The organism is Nocardia sp. NPDC058518, assembly GCF_042719655.1.
Taxonomy (GTDB): domain Bacteria; phylum Actinomycetota; class Actinomycetes; order Mycobacteriales; family Mycobacteriaceae; genus Nocardia.
This window is the reverse complement of the sequence record NZ_JBHXNJ010000003.1, coordinates 1-22,397: the sequence shown is the minus strand read 5'-3', so window position 1 is coordinate 22,397 and position 22,397 is coordinate 1. Positions and strand designations below refer to the sequence as shown.

The 22,397-nt window shown below is 67.3% G+C and carries 24 protein-coding genes and 1 pseudogene; 12 read left to right on the top strand and 13 right to left on the bottom strand.

The features are described from left to right. Nucleotides 1–81 precede the first annotated feature (81 nt). The 5 genes from ACFWPX_RS07155 to ACFWPX_RS07135 form a co-directional block, all read right to left on the bottom strand. The gene (locus ACFWPX_RS07155) at nt 82–1,755 is read right to left on the bottom strand and encodes a DUF2339 domain-containing protein (protein WP_378926963.1); all 1,674 of its coding nucleotides are present in this window, start codon (nt 1,753–1,755) and stop codon (nt 82–84) included. A 730-nt stretch (nt 1,756–2,485) separates the two neighbouring features. After that, nucleotides 2,486–3,157, bottom strand: a complete 672-nt coding sequence (locus tag ACFWPX_RS07150) for a DUF1707 domain-containing protein (protein ID WP_378926598.1) — start codon at nt 3,155–3,157, stop codon at nt 2,486–2,488. A gap of 62 nt (nt 3,158–3,219) precedes the next feature. Next, the gene (locus ACFWPX_RS07145; RefSeq protein WP_378916257.1) at nt 3,220–3,870 is read right to left on the bottom strand and encodes a response regulator; all 651 of its coding nucleotides are present in this window, start codon (nt 3,868–3,870) and stop codon (nt 3,220–3,222) included. Between the two features lie 16 nt (nt 3,871–3,886). Continuing rightward, entirely contained in the window at nt 3,887–5,065 is a 1,179-nt protein-coding gene (gene macS, locus ACFWPX_RS07140; RefSeq protein ID WP_378926597.1) for a MacS family sensor histidine kinase, read from the bottom strand. Continuing rightward, a complete protein-coding gene (locus ACFWPX_RS07135; protein WP_378916252.1) occupies nt 5,046–6,287 on the bottom strand; it encodes an AI-2E family transporter in 1,242 nt (413 codons plus the stop codon). Before ACFWPX_RS07135 ends, macS begins: the two co-directional genes overlap by 20 nt. Before the next feature lie 39 nt (nt 6,288–6,326). On the opposite strand from ACFWPX_RS07135, the gene ACFWPX_RS07130 reads away from it, so the two are divergent. Further along, nucleotides 6,327–7,880 carry an adenylate/guanylate cyclase domain-containing protein gene (locus tag ACFWPX_RS07130; protein ID WP_378916250.1) on the top strand — a complete coding sequence of 518 codons (1,554 nt, stop codon included), beginning with the start codon at nt 6,327–6,329 and terminating at the stop codon, nt 7,878–7,880. A 4-nt stretch (nt 7,881–7,884) separates the two neighbouring features. Beyond that, complete coding sequence (locus ACFWPX_RS07125; RefSeq protein ID WP_378926595.1) at nt 7,885–8,955, top strand: YbhN family protein; 1,071 nt, start codon at nt 7,885–7,887, stop codon at nt 8,953–8,955. Here ACFWPX_RS07125 and ACFWPX_RS07120 read toward each other — a convergent pair whose 3' ends face one another. Both ACFWPX_RS07120 and ACFWPX_RS07115 read right to left on the bottom strand, forming a co-directional pair. Continuing rightward, nucleotides 8,956–9,309, bottom strand: coding sequence for a DUF3054 domain-containing protein (locus ACFWPX_RS07120; protein WP_378926594.1), 354 nt, complete (start codon nt 9,307–9,309; stop codon nt 8,956–8,958). 136 nt (nt 9,310–9,445) lie between these two features. Then, nucleotides 9,446–11,032 (bottom strand): NTF2-like N-terminal transpeptidase domain-containing protein, encoded by a 1,587-nt coding sequence (locus ACFWPX_RS07115; protein WP_378926593.1) that lies wholly within the window; start codon nt 11,030–11,032, stop codon nt 9,446–9,448. 489 nt (nt 11,033–11,521) lie between these two features. Between ACFWPX_RS07115 and ACFWPX_RS07110 the strand changes: the two genes are divergently transcribed. Both ACFWPX_RS07110 and aroQ read left to right on the top strand, forming a co-directional pair. Beyond that, nucleotides 11,522–12,082, top strand: a complete 561-nt coding sequence (locus ACFWPX_RS07110; protein ID WP_378916239.1) for a hypothetical protein — start codon at nt 11,522–11,524, stop codon at nt 12,080–12,082. A gap of 201 nt (nt 12,083–12,283) precedes the next feature. Then, entirely contained in the window at nt 12,284–12,730 is a 447-nt protein-coding gene (aroQ, locus tag ACFWPX_RS07105) for a type II 3-dehydroquinate dehydratase (protein WP_378916236.1), read from the top strand. Here aroQ and ACFWPX_RS07100 read toward each other — a convergent pair. Beyond that, on the bottom strand, nt 12,727–13,173 hold the full coding sequence (locus ACFWPX_RS07100) for a nitroreductase/quinone reductase family protein (RefSeq protein WP_378916233.1): 447 nt from the start codon (nt 13,171–13,173) through the stop codon (nt 12,727–12,729). The genes aroQ and ACFWPX_RS07100 overlap by 4 nt on opposite strands. Nucleotides 13,174–13,354: 181 nt before the next feature. Here ACFWPX_RS07100 and ACFWPX_RS07095 point away from each other — a divergent pair, with 181 nt between their 5' ends. The 3 genes from ACFWPX_RS07095 to ACFWPX_RS07085 are packed head-to-tail and all read left to right on the top strand — an operon-like array spanning nt 13,355 to nt 15,361. Continuing rightward, complete coding sequence (locus tag ACFWPX_RS07095; RefSeq protein ID WP_378926592.1) at nt 13,355–14,284, top strand: ABC transporter ATP-binding protein; 930 nt, start codon at nt 13,355–13,357, stop codon at nt 14,282–14,284. Beyond that, the gene (locus ACFWPX_RS07090; RefSeq protein ID WP_378926591.1) at nt 14,281–15,129 is read left to right on the top strand and encodes an ABC transporter permease; all 849 of its coding nucleotides are present in this window, start codon (nt 14,281–14,283) and stop codon (nt 15,127–15,129) included. The genes ACFWPX_RS07095 and ACFWPX_RS07090 overlap by 4 nt, the downstream gene beginning before the upstream one ends. Beyond that, nucleotides 15,119–15,361, top strand: a complete 243-nt coding sequence (locus ACFWPX_RS07085; protein ID WP_056823747.1) for a helix-turn-helix transcriptional regulator — start codon at nt 15,119–15,121, stop codon at nt 15,359–15,361. The genes ACFWPX_RS07090 and ACFWPX_RS07085 overlap by 11 nt, the downstream gene beginning before the upstream one ends. Nucleotides 15,362–15,404: 43 nt before the next feature. On the opposite strand, the gene ACFWPX_RS07080 is transcribed toward ACFWPX_RS07085, so the two are convergent. Together ACFWPX_RS07080 and ACFWPX_RS07075 are read right to left on the bottom strand one after the other, a co-directional pair. After that, a complete protein-coding gene (locus ACFWPX_RS07080; protein ID WP_378926590.1) occupies nt 15,405–16,247 on the bottom strand; it encodes an NAD(P)-dependent oxidoreductase in 843 nt (280 codons plus the stop codon). After that, nucleotides 16,247–17,122 (bottom strand): NAD(P)-dependent oxidoreductase, encoded by an 876-nt coding sequence (locus ACFWPX_RS07075; protein ID WP_378916221.1) that lies wholly within the window; start codon nt 17,120–17,122, stop codon nt 16,247–16,249. Before ACFWPX_RS07075 ends, ACFWPX_RS07080 begins: the two co-directional genes overlap by 1 nt. Nucleotides 17,123–17,266: 144 nt before the next feature. On the opposite strand from ACFWPX_RS07075, the gene ACFWPX_RS07070 reads away from it, so the two are divergent. Beyond that, nucleotides 17,267–17,662 (top strand): winged helix-turn-helix transcriptional regulator, encoded by a 396-nt coding sequence (locus ACFWPX_RS07070; RefSeq protein WP_378926589.1) that lies wholly within the window; start codon nt 17,267–17,269, stop codon nt 17,660–17,662. Here the strand turns inward: ACFWPX_RS07070 and ACFWPX_RS07065 are convergent. Further along, entirely contained in the window at nt 17,657–18,784 is a 1,128-nt protein-coding gene (locus ACFWPX_RS07065) for a glycerate kinase (RefSeq protein ID WP_378926588.1), read from the bottom strand. The two genes, ACFWPX_RS07070 and ACFWPX_RS07065, sit on opposite strands and share 6 nt — an antisense overlap. 390 nt (nt 18,785–19,174) lie before the next feature. On the opposite strand from ACFWPX_RS07065, the gene ACFWPX_RS07060 reads away from it, so the two are divergent. Then, nucleotides 19,175–19,486 carry a GNAT family N-acetyltransferase gene (locus ACFWPX_RS07060; RefSeq protein WP_378916212.1) on the top strand — a complete coding sequence of 104 codons (312 nt, stop codon included), beginning with the start codon at nt 19,175–19,177 and terminating at the stop codon, nt 19,484–19,486. Here ACFWPX_RS07060 and ACFWPX_RS07055 read toward each other — a convergent pair. Continuing rightward, entirely contained in the window at nt 19,480–20,238 is a 759-nt protein-coding gene (locus ACFWPX_RS07055) for a lysophospholipid acyltransferase family protein (RefSeq protein ID WP_378926587.1), read from the bottom strand. The genes ACFWPX_RS07060 and ACFWPX_RS07055 overlap by 7 nt on opposite strands. Before the next feature lie 106 nt (nt 20,239–20,344). Between ACFWPX_RS07055 and ACFWPX_RS07050 the strand changes: the two genes are divergently transcribed. The 3 genes from ACFWPX_RS07050 to ACFWPX_RS07040 all read left to right on the top strand — a co-directional run bounded on the left by ACFWPX_RS07050 (nt 20,345) and on the right by ACFWPX_RS07040 (nt 22,173). Further along, entirely contained in the window at nt 20,345–20,983 is a 639-nt protein-coding gene (locus ACFWPX_RS07050; RefSeq protein ID WP_378926586.1) for a YqgE/AlgH family protein, read from the top strand. 66 nt (nt 20,984–21,049) lie between these two features. Continuing rightward, entirely contained in the window at nt 21,050–21,559 is a 510-nt protein-coding gene (locus ACFWPX_RS07045; RefSeq protein WP_378904606.1) for a sigma-70 family RNA polymerase sigma factor, read from the top strand. Next, a complete protein-coding gene (locus tag ACFWPX_RS07040) occupies nt 21,556–22,173 on the top strand; it encodes a zf-HC2 domain-containing protein (RefSeq protein WP_378926585.1) in 618 nt (205 codons plus the stop codon). The genes ACFWPX_RS07045 and ACFWPX_RS07040 overlap by 4 nt, the downstream gene beginning before the upstream one ends. On the opposite strand, the pseudogene ACFWPX_RS07035 reads toward ACFWPX_RS07040, so the two are convergent. Next, nucleotides 22,068–22,397: pseudogene (locus ACFWPX_RS07035) on the bottom strand (hypothetical protein); the annotation flags it as partial. The gene ACFWPX_RS07040 and the pseudogene ACFWPX_RS07035 overlap by 106 nt on opposite strands.

Genomic DNA, 22,397 nt, shown 5'->3' with positions numbered 1-22,397 from the left:
CGGATGTTCGCCCGGCCCAGGCTGTACACGGAGTTCAGTAGGGCGCACACCAGGTTTGCGGCCGGGTCGGTTTTCGGTTTCTCAAGGGGTCTGACGCGGGGTTGCGGCGTCGGCGAAGGCACGGGCGTAGCGGGTTCCGGTGAGTAGCAACAGGATTCCGACCGCCAGGAAGGCCGTGACGCGGACCAGGCCGGACAGGGTCGCGAGGTCGAACAGGAACAGTTTCGCCAGTGCGGCCGCGGCGACCAGCAGGCCGGAGACCAGGCAGACTTTCGCCACTGCGGGCGAACTCGACAGTCGGCGCAGACCGTAGAACAGCGAGCCGGTCGCCACGACCATCCACACGATGGTCGCGAGGCTGTGGCCGATAATGAAACCGTCCGCGCCGCCTAGGGATACGCCGAGCGACACCGCGGCGACCAGCACGTAGTACAGCCCGGCGATGCTCACCGCGATCCATACACCGGTGACAAGCGCGGGATCGTCGCACCGTGGCAACCGCGGCACAGTCCACGCCACCATCGCCGCCACGCCAAGCCCGACCACCGCGGCCACCGCCGTCGAGACATCGAGTTTGTCGTCGGCAAGTCGTTGCAGTGCAAGCGTTTCCGGCGTGGCGATCGCCAGCATCACCAGCCCGCCCAGCAAAGCGAAGGCGATACCTAGCCCAGCGGCCACCCGCGTGCGACTCGCCGCGGCAACCGCCAGGAACGCGAGGCCGACCGCGAACAACATGGTCGGCAGCAGTCTAGGGTGACCGCCCGACGCGATGGTGCAGGTCTGCAACAAGGCGACGGCTCCGGTCAATCCCGCAACCAGCGCCGTGTGCCGCGCAATCCGCAACGGTCCGACAAGCCCGGGACCCTCGGGACCCGGAACCACCGTGGCACTTGCGGGGCCGGCCAGGGCTGCAGCGTTCGCGTGGCCGGAAAGTGCGTCGGGAGCTGTCGCGGCTTTCGTGGGGCCTGCCGTCGACTCCGCGTGCCTACGGATTTCAGTCGAAAGGCGCGGAATCAGCGTGGCCGCGAGGCCGAGAAGCACAGTGGCCAGTACGGCCGTGATCGAGGCGCTCACCACGCGGTCGAACAGCACGGCGGCGGCGAGCACCGGGAGTGCGGTCAGCGCGATCGTGATGCTCGCGGTGATGTCGCCGGGCCTGCGTCGCACGGCGAGCAGCGCACCGACCAGCCCGACCACCGCACAGGCGATCGCGGCAAGCAGCAGCCCCTGCCGCTGCTCCGCCTCCGTGCCGGAGATCGCCCCCTCGATCCCGCTGAGCGCCACCATCCCCAGCACGGCGAGCACCACCGGCAAGGTGCGTGCGACGTGCAGCACCGGCCAATCCCTGCGCATCTGCACCGGAACCCCCGCCGCCTGCAAGACCACCAAGAACCCGAGCAACATCAATTCGGTGGTCAACGCCGGTGACAACACCGCCGCTCCCAGCACCACCCCCACCGCCAACGGCTGAGACTGCCACCGCACCGCGATCCCCACCCCGGCCAACGCCACCACAAGTGCCACGGCAAGCCCGACTCCACCTGGAATCCACCGGTAATACCCGGTGACCGCGACAACATCCAGATACAACCCGGCAATACCGGTGGCCACCAAGGCAATTCCACCAACGCGACCACCCGGCCGCCCGAACACGCGCCAGCCGAGGCCAACCAGAACCACCGACAGTCCCGCTCCGGCAACAACTCTCGCCATCGGACCGAAGAACCCCGCCTGCGCGGCCAACACCAACAGCATCAACACCCCGACGAGGGTCACCCCAACCCCGGCCACCGCTAGCACGCGAGAAATCACCCCTTCCCGCTGCCACCACGGCACCCCGGCCTCCCGCGCAGGCCCAACTTTCCCGCCACGCCCCGCATCCCCAGGCCGACCGGCCGCCCAACCCGGCGGCTGCCCTACCTGCCCGTATGGCGCAGCACGCCCACCATGCGGCCCAGTCGGACCCATCCAATTCGCCGGGACCCCTCCCGACCCGTACGGCGCAGCACGGCCACCGTGCGCCCCAGCCGGACCCACCCAATTCGCAGGCACTCCACTCGGCGCGTACGGCGCGGCACCCATCGGCCCGCCGTGCCGCACACCCGCCTGCCAGTCCGCCGACCCGTACACCGGGCCACCAACCGGACCTACATACCCAGGAGCCGCACCCGGAACTGCCTGCCTCGCAACACTTTGCGCGCCTCCGGCATCTGGGGCCTCACCCGCGACAGGCGACACCTCCGCCCGCAACTGCGCGGACAGCACATCCAGATCGCCCCCCAGCTGACCCATGCGGGCGCCGAGCGCGGTGAACTCACCCGAGAGCCGCGCAACCAGCGCGGGATCGATACCAGTACTCATAACCCAATAGTCGGCGCGCGAGGAACGCCGAACATGAGTAGAAACCCCTGCCCTGCCCACTGTTCTTACCCGAATTCGAACCGCGCCCCGAGCAGCCGCCTACCACCCCGAGCCGGATGTGCCCCTACGAACCGAGGAACCGTCTCCACTGCACCATCAACGGATACTTCGCGGTGACCGAACCGAACCGAATCCGCCCGTGCACAACAAGATGCAACGGCCCGATCGGCGGCCCTGTGCGGACCTTGTTGTTGGCCGAAGACCCCACCAAATCCAGACCATTGAGGTCGACGGTCGCAGCCGCCGGAACAAGCAACGTCAAACTCGTGCAGTAATCGTCGACCTGAATCTCGACGATCTGCGTCTGCATGACCGCCTCGGTGAAGTCCAAGGTCACCCCGGACATGAGGTTGTTGAGATGCAGCACCGGCGGCACCTGCCACGGTCCCCGTCGATGAACCCCCGACAACCGGCTACGGATCGCACTCGGATTGGACCCACCGGACGGGACCGGGATGTGTCGTGGGCGCGGCATAGCCGCGGGCTGCGGCGTACCCGCCACCCGCATCCCGGGCAGGTCGACCAGCACGGCGTTGAGCTCACCACGGGTCTTGGCGGCCAGCGCGGTATCCATCCGCTCGGTGAACTCCCCGAGCGAGAGCATGCCGAGCCCGACGGCACGCTGGAGCAACTGGCCGACATGCTCACGTTCGGCATCGGAAACACGCAGCTCACGATCACCGACGGGACCAGCCGTCGCGGCGCCGGGTACGAAGAGGGATTCAGGACCGCCCATGTCATCGAGGGTAACCAGACACACCCACCGAGCACATCAGGGCAAACCCCTAATCACTACGACTACTCGAGGCCCTGCTCGATCGCATAGCGCGTGAGCTCGACCCGGTTCGCGAGCTGCAACTTGCGCAACGTCGCCTGCACGTGGTTCTCCACGGTCCGATGCGAGAGATTCAACCGGGTAGCGATCTGTTTGGCCGACAAGCCCTTGGCCACCATCCGCAAGACCTCTGTCTCCCGCTCGGTCAACGACGGCCGATGCGGCTGATCAGCGGCCGCCGGGGCGGTCGCCATCCGCCGGTACTCCCCGAGCACCAATCCGGCCAACCCGGGCGTGAACACCGGCTGACCTGCGGCAGTAGCCGTGACAGCATCGATCAGCTCGGCAGCTGAAGCGCTCTTCACCAGGTACCCGCTTGCCCCGGCCTTGATCGCGTCGAGCACATCGTCGCGCTCTGCCGAAGCCGACAGCACCAGCACCCGGCTGTGCGGCGAAACCCGCAACACCTCGGCGGTCGCCGCGGCCCCGTTCCCGTCGGTGAGCTGCATATCCATCAGCACCACATCCGGCTGCACGGCCGCGGCGCGCCGAGAAGCCGTTCCGACGCCGTCAGCGGTGGCCAGCACCTCGAAACCGGCTTCTGCGAGATCGCGGGAAACTCCCTCACGCCACATCGGATGGTCGTCGACCACCATCACCGTAATGACCGGCATCGCCCAACTCCTCTTCTCAGCGCGCCGGGTGGCGCGGAATCCGGAATTCCCACTCGGTACCGAGGTCCTCCCCCTCGGTCAGCAACTCGGCGGTACCGCCCAGCGCCTCGACACGCCCGACGATCGACCGCGAAACCCCCATCCGCCCTTCGGCTTCGGCCGCCTGCAGGCGCCCCGCCGCGATGCCGACACCGTCGTCTCGCACGCTCACCACCAGCACGTCGCCGGTGTCTTCCAGCAGCACGTAGGCTTTCGCGTCGGCCCCGGCATGTAGCGACACATTCGACAGCGCGGTGGTCACCGCCGCCGCGATCTCCTGCGCGACCACCCGTCCCACGCGCACCGGATCGCCCGGCGTGGCCACCGACACCGTCGGCGTAGCGCGCGCGGTGAGCAGCGGCCGCAGATCCACTTCCCCCGAACCGGAGTCGGGCTGCTGCGCCTGTTCGGACAACAGCACCCGCAACGCCACCTCCTGCTCGCCCGCTCGCTGCGCGAGTTCCTGTGCGGGCCCGCCTATCTCGCCACCGCGCCGCTTGATGTACGCGAGCACCTGCAACACCCCGTCGTGCACCTCGCGCGCCAACCGCTCGCGCTCCTGCGCCGCCGCCGTGATCCGCAATGCCCGCTCCAGCTGTCCCTGCGCCCGTCGAGCGGTATTGGCCGCCAGACCGAGCGCCAACCCCACCGAAACGAGGACCGGCGCGGTCGCATCGCCCCAAACGTCCTGTCCCCACTGATCCCGCACGGTTACTACGGCAGCCGACATCGCCAGTCCGGCAACCACACCCGCGACCGGGCCGCGCAGAATCGCCATGGAGATCACCGAGTTCGCGATCCACAACGTCGTCGGCAGGGTCTGATGCCCGTGGTACCAATCGTAATCCGCGACAAGCCTGGTCGAGGCGATCAGCGCGATCGTCACCACCTGATCGCCGAACACCACCCAGCCGCGGATCTTCCCGGTCGACTCGGGGAAGTACCACTGCGACAACAGCAGCGCCGAACTCCCCGACCAGATCGCCATCATCGCGATCAGCATCCAGCTCAGTCGCGGATGCTCGTAATACGGCACCGAGGCGATCTGCTGCCCGATCGCGTACAGCAGCGTGACCAGCCGAAACGCCTGCGCGGCCCGCCACAGTGGCGCGGTCGCGGCATCGGCCGAGCTCAGCTCAGCTGTGTGGGTCCGCATCGCCGGACTCGGCTTCTTCCTTGCGCAGCCGCTTCGCCACGTCGAAGCGGCCTGGGGGCTCCGGTTTGTCGGGCTCGGCGGTGAACCGTTTTCGCTCTTCGGTGGCGACCAGTTCGCCGAAGGCCTCCGCCGGGCTGTCTGCGAGCAGGTACCGGATCGCGGTGTTGCCCACCGCGATCAACGGCACCGCGAGCAGTGCCCCCGCGATCCCGCCCACGACCAAACCGGCGGTGATGGCCAGCACCACGGCCAGCGGATGGATGCTCACGGCCCGGCCCAGCAGCAGCGGTTGCAGCACATGGCCTTCCAGCTGCATCACCGCGATGATGATGCCGAGCACGATCAGCGCGGTCACCAAACCCTTGGTGACCAGGGCGATGAACACCGCGACGAACCCGGCGAAGAACGCGCCGATGATCGGGATGAACGCACTGATGAACACCAGCGAGGCCAGCGGCAGCGCGAGTGGCACATGCAGAATCGCCAGCCCGGCTCCTATACCGATCGCGTCGACCGCCGCTACCACGACGGTGGCGCGCACGAACCCGACCAGCGTCCCGAAGCCCAATTCGCCGGCGGTGCGGACCTTTTCGCGGTGCGCGGTGGGGATGATCCGGGTGATGAAGTTCCAGATCTGATCCCCGCCGTAGAGGAAGAAGATGAGGATGAACAGGATCAGGAACGCGCCGGTGAGAATGTGGCCGATGGCGGTGGCGGTGGTCAGCGCGCCGCTGGTCAGGCTCTCGCGGTTGTCCTGAATGGTGCGCACGATGGTGTCGCCCGCACTGCGGATCTGCTGATCGCTCAGGTGCGGCGGACCGTTGATCAACCAGTCCTGCACCTTGTGCACACTGTTGGTGACCTCGTTGGACAGTCCGGGCACACCGTCGACGAACTGTTCGACGACAAAGGTCAGCACCCCCGCGAGCAGCCCGATCGACCCGAGCAGCGCGACGAACACGCCGAGCGAACGCGGGATCCCGACCCGCTGCATCCAATCGACCAGCGGCGCGAGCAGCGCCGCGGCGAGCAGGGCGATCGCCAGCGGGATCACCACCGTGGCGAACTTCTGCACGAGCATCCCCACCGCGAGCAACGCGCCGAAGATGATCAGCAACCGCCAGCTCCATGCCGCGGCTTTCCGGACCAGGGGATGAACTGCCTCGGCGTCCGAGCTCCACGGCGACGACGTGGGCCCCGAAACTACCTTCTGGTCGGTCACCCGACAGAGCCTATCGGTCCGAACGCTAGATTGGTGGTCGTGTCGGCGCCCTTGGAAGCGGTCAAACAGACCATGCGAACGCGCTGGCCGCTGTATCTGACGTCGGTGCTGTTGGCCAATGCCTTCGGCGCGGTGCTGGTGTGGGCGTTCATCCAATACGGCCTGCCGGTTCCCGAGGGCGATCCGGGTGGGGTGCGCCAGACCGGTCTGCTCGCGCCCCTGCTCGTTTTCGGTGTCGCCGCGGTGCTGAGCATCTGCGCCGCCGCGTTCATGCTGCGGCCGGTGATGCGCTGGCAGATGCGCGGCGGGCCACCGAGCAGACGTGAGCAGATGGCGGCGCTGCACGTGCCGCTGCGGCAGTCGATCGTGCACCTGGTGCTGTGGATCATCGGCGGCGGGATCCTGGCCGCCATGATCATCACCGAATCGCCCGAGCTGGCGGGCGCGGTGATCGTCACCGAGTGCATGGCCGCCACCATCGTGTTCGGCTTCACCTACATGCTCGGCGAGCGCATCCTGCGCCCGGTGGCCGCCGAGGCGCTGACCGAGGGCTCCTTCGACCACACGCTGACGCCCGGCGTCGGCACCCGCATGGCGATGACCTGGGGTATGGGCACCTTCGCGCCGACCATCGCGATCGTGCTGCTGTGCGTCACCCAGATCTCCTCGGATGTGAAGTTCTCGGCGAAGTCCCTGGCGATCTCGATCCTGCTGCTGTGTGGCGTGGTGATCCTGCAGGCGCTGGCGCTGTCGATGCTGACCGGTTCGTCGATCTCCGACCCGGTGCGCCAGTTGTCCCAAGCCATCAACAGGGTGCAGGGCGGCTCGCGTGATGTGCAGGTGGAGGTCTACGACGGCAGCGAGATCGGGCTGTTGCAGGTCGGCTTCAACCGGATGATGGACGAGGCGGCCAAGCGGCGCAAGCTGCAGGAGCTGTTCGGCCAGCACGTGGGCGAGGACGTGGCGCAACGGGCACTGGACTACGGCACCGAACTGGGCGGTGAGACCCGATTCGTGGCCGTTCTGTTCGTGGACATGGTCGGCTCCACCGCCGCCGCGGCCGAACGCCCGCCGACCGAGGTGGTCAGCCTGCTCAACGAGTTCTTCCGGGTGGTGGTCGACGTGATCGACAGCCATCACGGATTCGTGAACAAGTTCGTCGGCGACGCGGCGCTGGCCATCTTCGGCGCCCCGCTGGATCGCCCCGACGCACCGAGTGCCGCGCTCGCCGCGGCCCGCGATCTGCGCGAGGCACTGCGCGAGGTGACCAGCCTCGACATCGGCATCGGCGTCTCGGCGGGCCTGGCGGTCGCCGGAAACATCGGTGCCGCGAATCGTTTCGAATACACCGTGATCGGCGACCCCGTCAACGAGGCGTCGCGGCTCACGGAATTGGCCAAAGATCATCCCGGCCGCGTTCTCGCTTCGGGCAGCGCGCTCTACTTCGCCGACGAAAGCGAGCAAGAACATTGGATAACAGGAGACGAGGTCCAACTGCGCGGCAGACGCAGAAAAACCCGCCTGGCCTGGCCGAAGTCCGCGATCGCCGCGCCGCGCGAGGACGAGGGAGAACAGATGCGTTCGTTAGGCTGAGACCGTGACGGCCGACGGCGACCTAACAGGGGCACCGGCCGAGCGCCGCCGCCGGTTCAGGTGGGTCAAGTGGGTGCTCGGCGCGGTGGTCCTCGCGCTGCTCGTCGGCGAAGGCGTGTATCTGTGGCCCCGCCTGCACGAATCCTGGCGCACGCTCACTGAGATCCACTGGGGTTGGCTGTTCCTGTGCATCGTCCTGCAGGCGATGTCGATGAGCGGATTCGGGCGCGTGCAGAAGCAGCTGCTGCACGCGGGCGGGGTGGATGTCAGCCAGGGGAAATCGGTGTCGGTGGTCTACGGCGCGACCGCGATGTCGCTGACGTTGCCCGCGGGCCAGGTCTTCTCCACCGCGTTCACCTACCGCCAGACCCGGCGCTGGGGCGCGAGCCCGATCGTCGCCTCCTGGCAGCTGGTCTTCTCGGGTGTGGTCGCCGCCGCCGGGCTGGCGCTGCTCGGAATCGGCGGTGCCGCGCTGGTCGGGCAGGGGATCGGGTTCAAATTCGTCGTCTCGCTGGTGGTGCTCGGCCTGGTCGTGTTCATCGGCAACTATCTCGCCCGCCATCCCGGCACGCTCGAGGCCGTGCTGCGGCGGGTGCTCGGGCTGGTCAACCGGCTGCGGAAGAAGCCCGCCGATCACGGCATCACCAATCTGGCCGAGATCCGGGCTCAGCTCGAGTCGGTCGATCTGGGGAAGAAGGACGCGGCGCTCGTCGGGGTGTGGGCGCTGGTGCACCGGTTCGCCGACGTGGCGTGTCTTGGGGCCGCTTGTTTCGCGGTCGGTGCCGATCCCAAGTTGTCCGGGCTGCTCATCGCGTTCGCGGCGGGCAAGGCGGTGGGGTCCATTCCGTTCGCGCCGGGCGGCATCGTCTACGTGGACGCGACGCTGATCTACGGTCTCACCGTCGGCGCGGGCTTGCCTGCCTCGCAGGCCGTCGCGGCCGCGTTCGTCTACCGGCTGGTCAGCTTCATTCTGGTCGCCGTCGTGGGCTGGATCGTGTTCGCGTTCCTGTTCCGCACACCGCAAGCCGACGACGAGGAATACGAGCAGGAATTCAAGCAGCAGCGACGAATCTGATCACCGCAACGCGCGAATGGCCGCCCGCCAACCCAGCAGGAACAGCGCGAGCACGCTCGCCGCGACGATCATGAAGCTGAGCGCGACACCCTGTCCGCTGATGGCGCGAAAGACCATCCCGCCGACGAAGGTGCCCGCCCAGATCAGGATTCCGCTCGGCCACAACGCCGTTGCGTCGAACCGCGTACTCGGCGCGACGAGCACCGCTAACCCCCAGCCGAGGATCAGCCCTAACCCGAAGGGCCACGCCGTTTTCAGCAGACCGGCGAGGACGGCCTCGTCGTGACTGCGCCTCCCGATCGCACAGAAGACGATCACCAATAGAGCATCGATACCGAACGGCGCGTATCGCATTTCCGCCTCCCCGCGACTCTGGGCCAGATTCAGGTGCGTTATCAGCAGCCACGCGGCCGCCGGTAGGACCGACTGATGTTAGCCCGTCCCCGGCGAGTTACCCATGTACCCGCTTGATCAGCGCTTATCGCGCGTATCAGGGTTCGGGCGTCGCCAGAGATTTGAGGAGTACAGCCGCCAGGCGTGAAGTGGCGTCACCACTGTCGACGTCGGCGATGTGCACCGCGAAGACCAGATCGCCCATCGTGGCCAGCAGCCAGCCGTCGGTGTCGCCGGTCGCGGCGAACGCGGTGATATCGCGGAATCCGCGCAGCGCAGCGGTTTCCGGCTTACCGATGCCCTCGTGCATCATCGCGCGCAACCGGTCCACCGCGGGCTGGGACAGCGCGGGAACGGGCGTATCGGTCGTGCCGGGATTGCCCGCCACGATCATCGGCGGCACCACCGAGCCACGCCAGATCGCGGCGGCCGCGATGGCCATGCCGAAGGGACTGACCTGGACCGCATCGGCACCCGCACCCTGACGTACCTGTTCGGTGCTGCGGCCGGGCGCGCTGATCCGCCCGGTCACCTCGTCGAGCCCGGCCACCTTGAAGTCGACGCCGACGCCGAGCGCGGTGGCCGCCTCGGCCGCTTCCTGCACCGTCACGTCCTGCGGCGGCTTGTTCTTGGTCGCCGCAGCGACGGCGCGGAACAACTCCATCGTGCCGCCGGCCGGGAACAGCCCGGTGAAGGCGACCGGGCCCTTTGCGGTGGCGTAGGAGTTCTGCGCCACCGCGACGACCGCGCCGGTCGAGGGCTGGATGGCCACGACAGTGGCCGCGGTCCCCACGCTCACGACCGCGGCTTCGGCGGCACGCTGTAGTCGCTGATCCAGCGTCGCGGCGATATCCGGCCCGGCAGGCCCCTGATATCCGGCCACCTGGTTGACGAACCTGCCGTCGGCCTCGAAGATCTGCACACCCCAGCCCGACGTCGCGTCGAGGCTGTCCTGCCATACCTTGTGCAGCGCGTCGAGCATCGGCGAGCGCGTGCGCCGGTCGGCGGAGATCAGTTTGGTCTGCTTCTCCATCACCACGCCCGGCACTTTGGCCATCCGCGGTTCCAGGATCGCGAAATCCCCCTCTCGCAGGTTCACCGCGACGATCGGCTTGCCCTGCGAGACCGCCAACTGCTGCATCAGCGATGGCCCGGTGATGAGCGATGCGACCGGTTCGATGGCGTCGGCGAGCGCGTTGGTGGTGCCGACGAGATCGCCGGTGCGGCTGGGGTCGATCTTGATGACGTTGAGTGTCTGCTCGGTCATCAGCGCCTCACCCGGCAGGTCGACAACCTTCGGCGGCGGCTTCGCGTTCGTGCGCACCAGCTTGACGGTGCGATTGTTGGTGAGCTGCGGCATCACCACCGCGGGCTCCCAGGAGATCCGCCAGCCGATGGCGAGCTTGCGGACGGTGCCCTGCAGTGTGTAGGTCCAGTCCTTCTTCTCGCCGAAGTTCCAGGCGACCTCCATGCTGAAGATCGCCGATTGCTTGTCGAGGTCGATGACCTGTGACGCCTCGTAGTCGACGGTGCCCGATTGCAGGCCCTCGAACATTTGCTTCATGGTTGCCGACGCGGCAGCGGGGTACGAGGTCAGGTCGGCGGCCTTGCCGTAGTCCTGCACATCGAGGAGCTCGGTGAACCGCTGGACCACCGTCTCCGACTCACTCGTCTTCCCACCCACTCCGCACGAGCACAGTGCCATGGCGAGGGTCGCAACCCCCGCGATCGCCATTGCGCCCCGGACGCGAAAGCGGCGGGATCCCCACACATCCATATCGCCCACTCTTCACTCTTGCCACTCCGGTAACAAATCCACCGTACCGGAAGTTGACCCGTCTCCAATGCCCCGGTAAGTCGGGCCACTGCCCGACCTCGACGCTTCGATTGTGCCGGAAATCTCGCCCGAATGAGGGTCCGTTTTCCAACCTCGCCCAGTAAGCGGCAACAACTGCTGTGTCAACCGTACCGACAGCCGCGCCGCGTGGTGCGGATCTCGCATTTGTCCGGCGATTCAACGCGAGGGTACCCAGGCCATCTCCATCCAACCGCACGGCGTCGGCCGTGCCGGGCCGGTGCGCACCCGTTCACGCAGAGCGGAATCCAACGCGCTGATATCGGCGTAATCTTGTAATCAACGCAAAGTGCGCAACAGAGATAGCAGGTGATTTCCATGCGGAACGACAAACGCGGACGCGGATTCGGCCGACCCGGCGGTTGGCAGCAAGCCGACCTTCCCGATCCCGCCGACGCCCCCGACTGGTTCGCCGGACGATTGCCCGCCGACTGGTTCACCGGGCCGGTGGAGATCGAGATCGACCGCGACGAGATCGTCGTGGTCGGCGAACTGCCCGTCTCCGGCGACGCGAGCACCCCGGCAGCCACCAAAGAAGGCGCGCTCGCCCGCTTCCGCGAGTCGACCCGCCCGGCCCGCATGCAGATCGCCGACGAGGCCCAGCGCCGCTATGGCCGCAGCGTCGCCTGGGGCGTGAAAGTGGACGGCGAACGAATCATCTTCACCCACTTGGCCGTCCCCGTGATGACCCGCCTACGCCAGCCCGAACGCCAGGTCCTCGACACCCTCATCGACGCAGGCGTGGCCCGCTCCCGCGCCGACGCCCTGGCCTGGACGGTCAAACTCGCGGGCAAGCACGCCGAAACCTGGCTGGCCGAACTCCGCGAAGCCATGCGCAAGGTCGACGACCTGCGCTCGGAGGGACCCACGGGCTTGTAGTCCCCAGCGGAACGGGTACAGCCCGTATGTCTCTACCCAAAGGGCCCCGCCCTGATCTGGACTGACCGGAGGGTGCGACGAAGGAGTACCCGGAGGGAGGGAAGATCAGGGCCCCCCAGGGGCCCGCTCGAGCGCGCCAGCGCTCCAAAAACACAGCCACCATACGATCCGGGGCGGGTACACCTAGATACAGTTGCCCACATGGAAACCGCGCAGGCCACTGGTCCGATCCTGATAATCAATGGACCGAACCTGAACATGCTCGGCACCCGTCAGCCCGAGATCTACGGCGCCGACACCCTCGACGATGTCGTCGCGCTGTGCGAACGAACCGCCACCCGATTCGGCCGCGAGGTCGTCGCGTTCCAGTCCAATCACGAAGGTGCGCTGATCGATCGGATCCAGCAGGCCCGCGGCGAGGTGTCGGCCATCGTCATCAATCCCGGCGGTCTCACACACACCTCGGTCGCGCTACGCGACGCCCTGGTGATCCCGGAGGTGCCGATCGTCGAGGTGCACATCAGCAATGTGCACGCGCGCGAGGAGTTCCGGCACCACTCGTTCATCTCCCCGATCGCCACCGCGGTCGTCGCGGGGCTGGGAATCTATGGCTACGCCGCCGCCATCGAGTTCTTGAGCACGCCCTAGGCGAGTCGGAAAACGGGGAAACCCGGTGCGATAGCGATCAATTCGGCGTCGGTCGCGTCCTTGGTGACGCCGTCGAAGAACTTGCCGACCTCCCAGCCCCACTTCTCCAGGTACAGCCGCAGCAGCGGCACCTTGTCGGCGTCGGCGACCTCGGTGGCGGTGAACTGTTCGGTTTTGCGGCCGAGGCGAAGTTCGCCGTCGCCTGCCACGCGCAGATTGCGCACCCACTGGACGTGCCCGCGGGGCGCGACCAGATAGCGCTCGCCGTCGGCGGCCGTCATCACGTTCACCATGGTGGTGCGCCATTCACCGCTCTTGCGGCCGCGCACGGCCAGCAGCCGCGAACCCATGATGCTGATCCCCAGCTTTGGCAGCAGGTTGGCGATCTTGTTGACGATCGGATCGATGCCGGTCGGGGGGAGGTGGCGGGTCGCGTTGTCCATGATGATCACTCCTGAAACTGTGAGCACTGCTCTCTGTTGAGTACAAGCATGCGCGACCCGCGCCTCAAAGTCAAGAGCAGTGCTCACAGTTTCCGAAGACCCCCTATTCGGTGAAGTATTGCCGCGATGGAATGTAGTACGTATGCTACATCTCATCGAAGGTCGATGACTGGGAGGACTCATGACTTCGAACAACAACGTCGTTCTCGATGTCGCGCAACTACGGATGCGATACGACGAGACAGACGTCCTGCACGATGTGACGTTTCAAGCCGAGCGCGGGGAAGTACTCGTCATGCTCGGACCCAATGGCGCGGGCAAGACCACCACGATCGAGATCCTCGAGGGGTTCCGCAGGAGGTCGGCCGGCCGGGTCGACGTGCTGGGGGCCGATCCCGAACACGGTGACGAACTCTGGCGCGCCCGCATCGGCGTCGTGCTCCAATCCTGGCGTGACCACGCGAGATGGCGGGTGGGCGAACTGCTCGGCCATCTCGGTGGGTACTACCGGCCGTATTCCACAGACCGCGTCGTAAGACCATGGGACACCGATGAACTCATCGAGCTGGTCGGTCTCACCGAACAGCGCGATGCGAAGATCGCCACCCTCTCGGGGGGTCAGCGACGCAGACTCGATGTGGCGATCGGCATCGTCGGCAGACCGGAACTGCTCTTCATGGACGAACCGACGGCCGGCTTCGATCCCGCCGCCCGCCGCGACTTCCACGACCTGGTGCATCGACTGGCCGATCTGGAGGAGACCACCGTCCTGCTCACCACCCACGACCTGGACGAAGCCGCGAAACTGGCCGACCGGATCCTGATCCTGGCGGGTGGTCGGATCATCGCCGACGGCTCCCCGGAGGAGCTCAGCTCCGCCACCGCGGGCGAGGCCGAGGTGCGCTGGACCCGCGACGGTCAACGTTTCGTCCACACGACGACCGAGTCGACCAAATACGTCCACGAACTGTTCAAGCAGCACGGTGAACTGATCGAGGACCTCGAGGTGCAGCGCGCGTCGCTGGAGGACACCTACATGGCGCTGGTCCGCCGTTTCGAATCCGGCACGGATGCCGAACCCGTCCGTTCACTGCAGGAGGTCACGCGATGAATCCCACGCTGGTAGCGATCAGGGGCGGCCTGGCGGCGATGTGGATCGAGCTGCGGCAGCTGTACACCAACGGGCCGAGCCTGGTGGGCCAGTTCCTCACTCCCGCACTGTTTCTGATCGCGATCTTCTTCCTTCGCGACCGGTCCTACCAGGACACCGAGCTGTCCCTCGGTGAACTGGCGGTGCCCGGACTGCTCGGCGGCATCATCGCCTTCAACGGCCTGTACGGCATCGCCGAAGTCCTCGCGCTCGACCGGGAGGACGGAACCTTGTTGCGCGCCAAGACGATTCCGAACGGGATCCTCGGCTACTTCATCGGCAAGATCGGCACGACCGCGGGCGCTGTACTCGTCCAGGTCGTGGTGGTGCTGGCCATCGGTGCCGTGATCGTCGGCGGCTTGTCGACACCGAGCGGCGCCTTGATCACACTGGCCTGGGTGATCGTGCTCGGGCTGCTGGCCACCCTGCCGATCGGCGCCATTCTGGGTGGGTTGATGGTCGGCGCCCGCGAGATCTTCCTGCTGACCCTGCCGCTGATGGGACTGATCGCCATCTCCGGCATCTGGTACCCGATCACCGCGCTCCCCGGCTGGGTGCAGGGACTGGCCCAGCTCTTCCCGATGTACTGGCTCGGCCTCGGCATGCGCTCGGCACTGCTGCCCGCCGAGGCTGCGGCGATCGAGATCGACGGGTCGTGGCGGCACCTCGAGACCGTCGCAGTGCTCGGCGTATGGTCGATCGTCGGGTTGCTGCTCGCGCCGATCGTGCTGCGGCGAGCGGCCCGCCATGAGTCGGGATCCAGCGTGGCCGTCCGCCGCGAGAAAGCGATGCAGCGTGCCTTCTGAGGTCATCTACAACCGCATCGCGATGTTGCGTGCCGAACGCGGCATCTCGCGGCGGGACCTGGCCGAAGCGCTCGGCGTGCACTACCAAACCGTCGGCTATCTCGAACGCGGCGAATACAGTCCCAGCCTGCACCTCGCCCTGCGACTGGCGGCCTATTTCGAGGTTGCGGTGGAAGTGGTGTTCTCCACCGAGCCGTTCCCGAGACTGGGATCAGGCGCCGAGACCGCGTGAACACCCGAAACCGTTCGGCACCACGCCGAACGGTTTCGGCATGTCATCCGCGAAATACCCGCAGCGTCGATTCGGACGCGTCGACCGCACGCTCCCAATAAGACGAAACCGACTCGGCCAGCACGGTGTCCACACCGACAGCGGCACCGGTCGCCACCACATGCCGCGCGCCGGCGGCCATCATCCGCAGGTACGCCGGATCGGCAGGCCCATCGTCCTCGGCCGTTCCCGCCCACGCGGCGTACAGCTCGCCGACACTGCCCAGTGAACGCTGGGCGTAGGGCACGAACCGAGCCATCTCGAAACCGGACCGGTCGACGATCGCCAGCGCCTGTTCGTAGCCGAGCAGCAAAGGCAGAAACAGGGCGAGCACGGCCTGGTAGAAGACCTGGGCCGCGCCGTCATCCGCACCCAGATATTCCGTTGTCGCCAAGGGCCGCAACAACTCTCGTCGTTCCTCGAAGACCGCAGGCCGGCCGCTGTAGAAGATGAAAGCCGCCGGTCCAGCGAGCTCGTGCGGCTGAGCCATCACCCCACCGGCGAGAAACTCGCCACCGCGAGCCCGGACGAACGCCGCGCCCTGCCGAGTCCGCTGCGGCGAATCCGAGGACAGGTTGACCACGACCTTGCCGGTTAGATCCACGGAGCCGAGAACCTCGTCCATCGCGTCGTAGTGGGTCAGGCTGAGCAGGATGAGCTCGGCCGCAGCCACCGCGTCGGCCACGGTCTCGGCGCGATGGGCACCGAGACCGTCGGCCTTGCCGGGGGTGCGATTCCAGACCGTCACCGCGAAACCTGCGGCGAGGTAGGTGCGCACGATCTGCTGCCCCATCGGGCCGAGGCCGATGACGGTGACCGCATCGGCCGCCCGGCCCGAGATCGGCATCAGGACGCCTCGCCGCGGAACAACGCGTACGGCGAGATCTGCTTGCCGGTGGCCTCGGAGGCGGCGACAGCCTTGCGCCAGAACGACTGGGCGAGGTGGGACAAGCTCGCGTCGACGCCTGCCTCCTCGCTGGCGTCGATGATGTGCTGGGCGCCCGCGTCCATCATCTTCAGGTGCGAGAGCTCCGCGAAGCCGCCTACCTTGTTCGCCTCGGCGAACTGTTCGATGAAGAACGGGTAGGCGCCGGCGGAGCGGACGGCGAACGGCACGAACTGGTCGATGCTGTGACCGGAGTTCGCGATCATCGCCGACGCCTGGTCGAACGCCAGCAACCAGGGGTGGAAGGTGATCAGCAAGGCCTGGTAGAAGATCTGGGCCAAGCCGTCGTCGGCGCCGAGGTATTCCTGCGGGCTGAGCGGGCGCAGCAGCTCGGCGTGCGCGTCGAATACCGCCTTCGGGCCGCTGTAGAAGATGTAGGACGAGGGGTGGACGATATTGTCGCCCGCCGACATCACGCCGCCGGAGAGGAATTCGGCGCCGCGCTCACGAACCCACTTCGCGCCCGCCCGCGCCTTGTCCGGTGAATCGGAGGACAGGTTGGCGATGACCTTGCCTGGCAGCTGGTCGACGGCCTGACCGAGCACGTCGTACATGGCGTCGTAGTGGGTCAGGCTGAGCACGGAGACCTCGTTGGCGGCGAGCGCGTCGGCGACGGTGTCGGCGCGCTTGGCACCCAGCGCCACCAGCGCGTCGACCTTGGCGGTGCTGCGATTCCATACCGTCACCTCGACGCCTGCTTCGAGGAAGGCCTTGACCATGGCCTGGCCCATCGGGCCGAGGCCGAGAACGGAAACGGAAGCGGTTTGCTCGGACATGTTGTGGCCCTTCGATACTCGACAACTGGATGGTTCGGCGCCGCATTCCATGGTGGTCGGCGCGGGTATCGTCGGGAAGACCGAACGTTGGGGTGTGGTTGCTTACCTAGAGGTTCGAAATACGGTCAGAAGGGTGTGCCGAAGATGAATAGTGACGCAGATCACGATGTGTGTGGCATGAGCCTGGCCATCGATGTCGTCGGCGGCAAATGGAAGCTGCACCTGATGTGGGTGCTCGGCGCCGGGCCGAAGCGGTTCGGCCAGATCCGGCGGATGCTCGACGGTGTGAGTGAGAAGGTGCTCGCCGAGAACCTGCGTCATCTGGAAAGCACCGGCGTGGTGCACCGCGAGATCTTCCCCGAGATCCCCCCGCGGGTGGAGTACTCGCTCACCCAGCTGGGCGAAACCCTGCGCCTGGCACTGGAGCCGCTCGAATCCTGGGGCGACGAGCACCGCGCGGCGTTGAGCACCGCCGCCCGAACGTCCGCCCCGGCGCCTTCGCCCTCGTCGAATCGCGCGGTGGGTATCAGCGCGTCATAGCAAGTGTTCCACGGCGATTCGCTCGCCGATTCGCTCGAGCAGGTTCGCCGCGGCCATGATCGAACGCGCGGGATCGGGCTCGAGGTCGCTGAGCGGGTAGCAAGCGGCGAACCCGGCGGCTCGAATCTCCCCAGGCGACAGCAGAGTTCGGCCCACCGCCGCGACCACCGGCACCCCGGCCTTCTTGGCCGCGGCCGCGACCCCGACCGGCGCCTTCCCGTGCATGCTCTGATGATCCAGCGAGCCCTCACCGGTGACAACCAGCGTGGCCCCGTCGACCAGCGTCGAGAATTCCAGCAGCTCGAGCAGCACATCGATCCCGCTCCGCACCTGTGCCCCCAGCACCGCGAGCACTCCGAACCCGGTACCACCCGCCGCGCCCGCCCCGCCGATCTCGGCATAGCCCGTACCCAGCACGGCGGCCCAATTGGTGAGCCCTGCTTCGAGTTTCAGCATCTGCCGAGGATTGGCCCCCTTCTGGGGCGCGTACACCGCCACCGCCCCGGCGGGTCCGAGCAACGGATTGTCCACATCGCAGGCAAGCGTGAACTGAGCCGTCGCGACCGCCGGATGCAGCCCGGCTCGATCCACCGAGGCAACCTGCTCGAGCATCGTGGCCACATCCGCGACCCCCGCCAGTTCCCGCCCCTCCCGATCGAGCAGCCGCAACCCGAGCGCCCGCAACAATCCGGCCCCGCCATCGGTCGACGCACTCCCACCGAGCCCGAGCACGATCTCGCGAGCCCCCGCGTCGAGCGCGTGCGCGATAGCCACCCCCAGCCCGAAGGTGTCGGACCGCAGCGGATCCAGCCGCCCACCCGGCAATTTCACCAGCCCGACGGCCGCCGCCAGCTCCACCACCGCGGTATCGCCGCGCACCGCGTACACCGCCGTCGAGACCTCCCCCGTCGGCCCAGGCGCGGCGAGCTCCACGCGTTTCCACCCCGACGCCACGAACGCGTCGACCATCCCATCGCCGCCATCGGCGACCGGCACACACCGCACCTGCGCCCCCGGCGCCCGCCGAGCAATCCCCCGTCCCAACGCCTGCGCGACCTCGGGTGCCGACAGCGAACCTTTGAACTTGTCCGGTGCAAGCACAACGAGCGGTCCACGAGTCATCCCGACATCTTCCGCCCTGAGACCAAAACCCGCATCCCCGCAGTTCCAGCCACACCATTCACCCCAAACCGCCATGACCGCACTCCCAACCCGCACCCGCGACCCCTGGGGAGCGGCGGCCACGAAGTGGCCGGGCGGCCGGGGGTAGCGGGAGCGCCGCCCCCCGGAGTATCGGGCAGAGGTAGTTGACGGGCGGCCGGGATGGGGCCTGTGCTGCGGGTGCCCGGGGGGGTTTCTCGGCGGCCCCTTGGGCCGCGGACTCGAGCGCGCCAGCGCTCCAATAAACACAGCGTCAAACCTGCCTGGGACTACCAACGCCCGGTCATCCCGCAACCCCAAGGACCACCGAACAATAAGGGCCAAAACCAACCAACACGGTAGCGTCAACCTATGGCGACCGAGGTCCGCAACAACACCGCGCTCGAGCGGTTCGAACTCACCGCCGACGGTCAACCCGCCGGCTACATCGAATACCAGGACACCGGCGACGAACGCGCGCTCGTCCACACCGAGATCTATCCCCGGTTCGAAGGCCGCGGACTAGCGAACATCCTCGTCGAGTCGGCACTCGACGCCAGCCGCGGCCAAGGCTTCAGCGTGCTGCCGATGTGCCCGGTGGTTCTGCATTTCATCACCACCCATCCCGATTACATCGCCTATGTCCCGCAGCGAGCCAGAGAGTTGTTCGGCCTACCTCAGTAATGCGCGACGGCCCCGTCGACAGCCAGTTGCAGCTCTTCTTTGACGAGCCTGGCGATGTCGGCGGGCCGCTGCGGCAACTCGAGAATCGGCGCCCGGAAGTACGCGACCCCGGACACCACCTCGGCAGCGGTCGTTTCGACGGTAGCGTCGCGGTTCCCGTAATTCATGCCGATGGCGACCAGCGCGGGCGCGGCATCCAGTTTGGCCGCACGGAACGCGATATGCCCGATCCCGCTACCGACCGCCTGCACCTTGGTGTGATCTACCTCATTGCAGGTCCCCTCGGGGAAGATCGCGAGGTGGTCACCGGCGGCCAACCGCTGCGCGCACACATCCATCATGCGCTGACCTGCGGCATTGACCGCCCGAATCCCATGATCCTTGCCGCGGAACACCGGGATCCCACCCATCATGTCCACCTTGCGGCGCTGCTCGGGATCGATGAAGAGCTCATCCTTGGCCAGCACCCGGATCCGCCCGATCTTCGAGCGCAACGGTGAGCGCCACGCCGTCGCCGCGATCGTGTACGGGTCGCTGGTGGACAGATGGTTGATCGCGAAGATCACCGGACGCCCACTGCGGACCAGCGCCTTCAGCTGCTGTTTCGCGCCATCGGTGAACATCACGCGCGGCCGGAACCGCCGGGCCAGCACCGCGTACGAAGCCAGCGCCTTCCACCTGTTCTGCTGATGCCGCAGGTAGTAGTCGTACACGGCGTCGCTGTCGTCGAGCAGGACCTCGGGCAAGTGCATAGCGCGACCCTACCGGGCGATCCCACGGGCACGCGCGTGAAGAAATTCCGGTTCCGATCCGGTCCGCGGGAAGCGCGTACCGCCGCTCCAATGCGATGATGACTCGGTGGCAGGCGGAGACGACCCGGACGAGCGCCGGACTCGCGACGGGCACGGTGACGATCGGCGGCGCGGTCAGCCCGCGGTGAACGTCCGGGCGGGCAACCTGCTGGTGTCCGCGATCGACCTGGTGGAACCTACTTTCCGGCGCACCGTGGTGTACGTGATCGAGCACAACGACGCGGGCAGCCTCGGCGTGGTGCTGAACCGGCCGAGCGAGACCCCGGTCATCGATGTGCTGCCCGCCTGGGCCGACCTGGCCGCCGCCCCGACCGACCTCTACATCGGCGGCCCGGTCAAACGCGATGCTGCGCTGTGCCTGGCGGTGCTGCGCGCGGGCGTCGACATCTCCGATATCCGCGGGCTGCGCCGGGTCGACGGCCGGGTGGTGCTGGTCGATCTGGACGCCGACCCCGCCGAGATCGGCCCGCTCATCGAGCAGATCCGGATCTTCGCCGGGTACGCGGGCTGGTCGATGGGCCAGCTCGACGGCGAACTCGACAACGACGACTGGATCGTGGTGTCGGCGCTGCCCTCGGACCCGATCGCCACCGACCGCCATGACCTGTGGGCCGCGGTATTGCGGCGTCAGCCGCTGCCGCTGGCCCTGCTGGCGACACACCCGATTGAACTCGAACGCAACTGACGCCGTTACTCCTTCGACGAGCAGGAGTGACTCATGAATTACGACGAGCAGTGACCAGGGCCGCCGATGAACGATGGTCGCGACGAATTGATGCGCGCGCTCTACGCCGAGCACGCACCCGCACTGTGGCGTTTCACCCTCGGGCTGGTGCGCGATCCCGGCCGGGCCGAGGACATCGTGCAGGAGACGCTGCTGCGCGCCTGGCAACGCCCCGCCGTGCTGGAGCAGACCGAAACCTCACCGCGCGCATGGTTGTTCACCGTGGCTCGTAATCTCGCGGTCGACGAACATCGCAGCGCTAGGCACCGCCGCGAGTTCGGCACCGACACCCCACCGGAGCAGGTGAGCCCCGATCAATCGGATCGGGCACTGGACGGCTGGCTGGTCGCCGACGCACTGAGCACGCTGAGCCCCGACCATCGCGAGGTGATCGTGCGTGCCTACTATCGCGGCCTCGGCATGGCCCAGATCGCCGACGAATTGGGCATCCCACCGGGGACGGTGAAATCGCGCCTGCACTACGGCATGCGCGCCATGCGACTGGCGCTTCAGGAGATGGGGGTGACGAACCGATGACCGACCTCGCCGACGAGTACAGCACCTGGGACGCTGCCTATGTCCTCGGCTCGCTCGGTGCCGCTGAGCGGCGCGAATACGAGACGCACCTGCTCGGTTGCGCCCACTGCCAGCAGGCGGTCGCCGAACTGTCCGGGATGCCGGGCATGCTCGGTCTGGTCGACCGCGATACCGCGCTGTCGATGATCGAGGCGCCGGAGCCGGATGCGCCGCAGGTCCCCGACCTGCTCCCGGCACTGGCCGCGGCCGCCGAACGGCGCAGGAAGCGGCGGCGCTGGGTGAGTGTCGGGAGCGCGGTGGCGGCTGCCGCGGCCGCGGTGGCGATCGCGATTCCGGTCACGATCACCATGGCGCGCTCGGACACGCCGACCGAACAGATCGTCGCGGAGCAACAGATGCAGGCGGTGGAGCAGACCCCGGTGAGCGCGCAGGTGAAGCTGGTCCGCGACGGTGACCGCACACGCCTGGTAATGACCTGCCGCTACGCGCCGAGCGCCTACGGCTCCGGCTACACCCGAACGTACGGGCTGGTCGTAACCGCGGGTGAGCAGCGGTTCGACCCGACGAAGGCGTTGTCGCCGATGGTGGTCTGCGACTTGTTCACGCCGTCGTAGTTGCAGGTGATGGTGCCCGCGCCGATGTTGACCTTGCTGCCGATCACCGCATCGCCCAGATAGGTGAGGTGGTTGGCCTTGCTGCCGGCGCCGAGCACGACCTTCTTGGTTTCCACGAAATTGCCGACGTGCGAGCCCTCGGCCAGCACGGTACCCGGGCGCAGGCGCGCGAACGGACCGATCTCCGCCGCGCCTTCACTGATCACGCCATCCAGGTCGCAGTG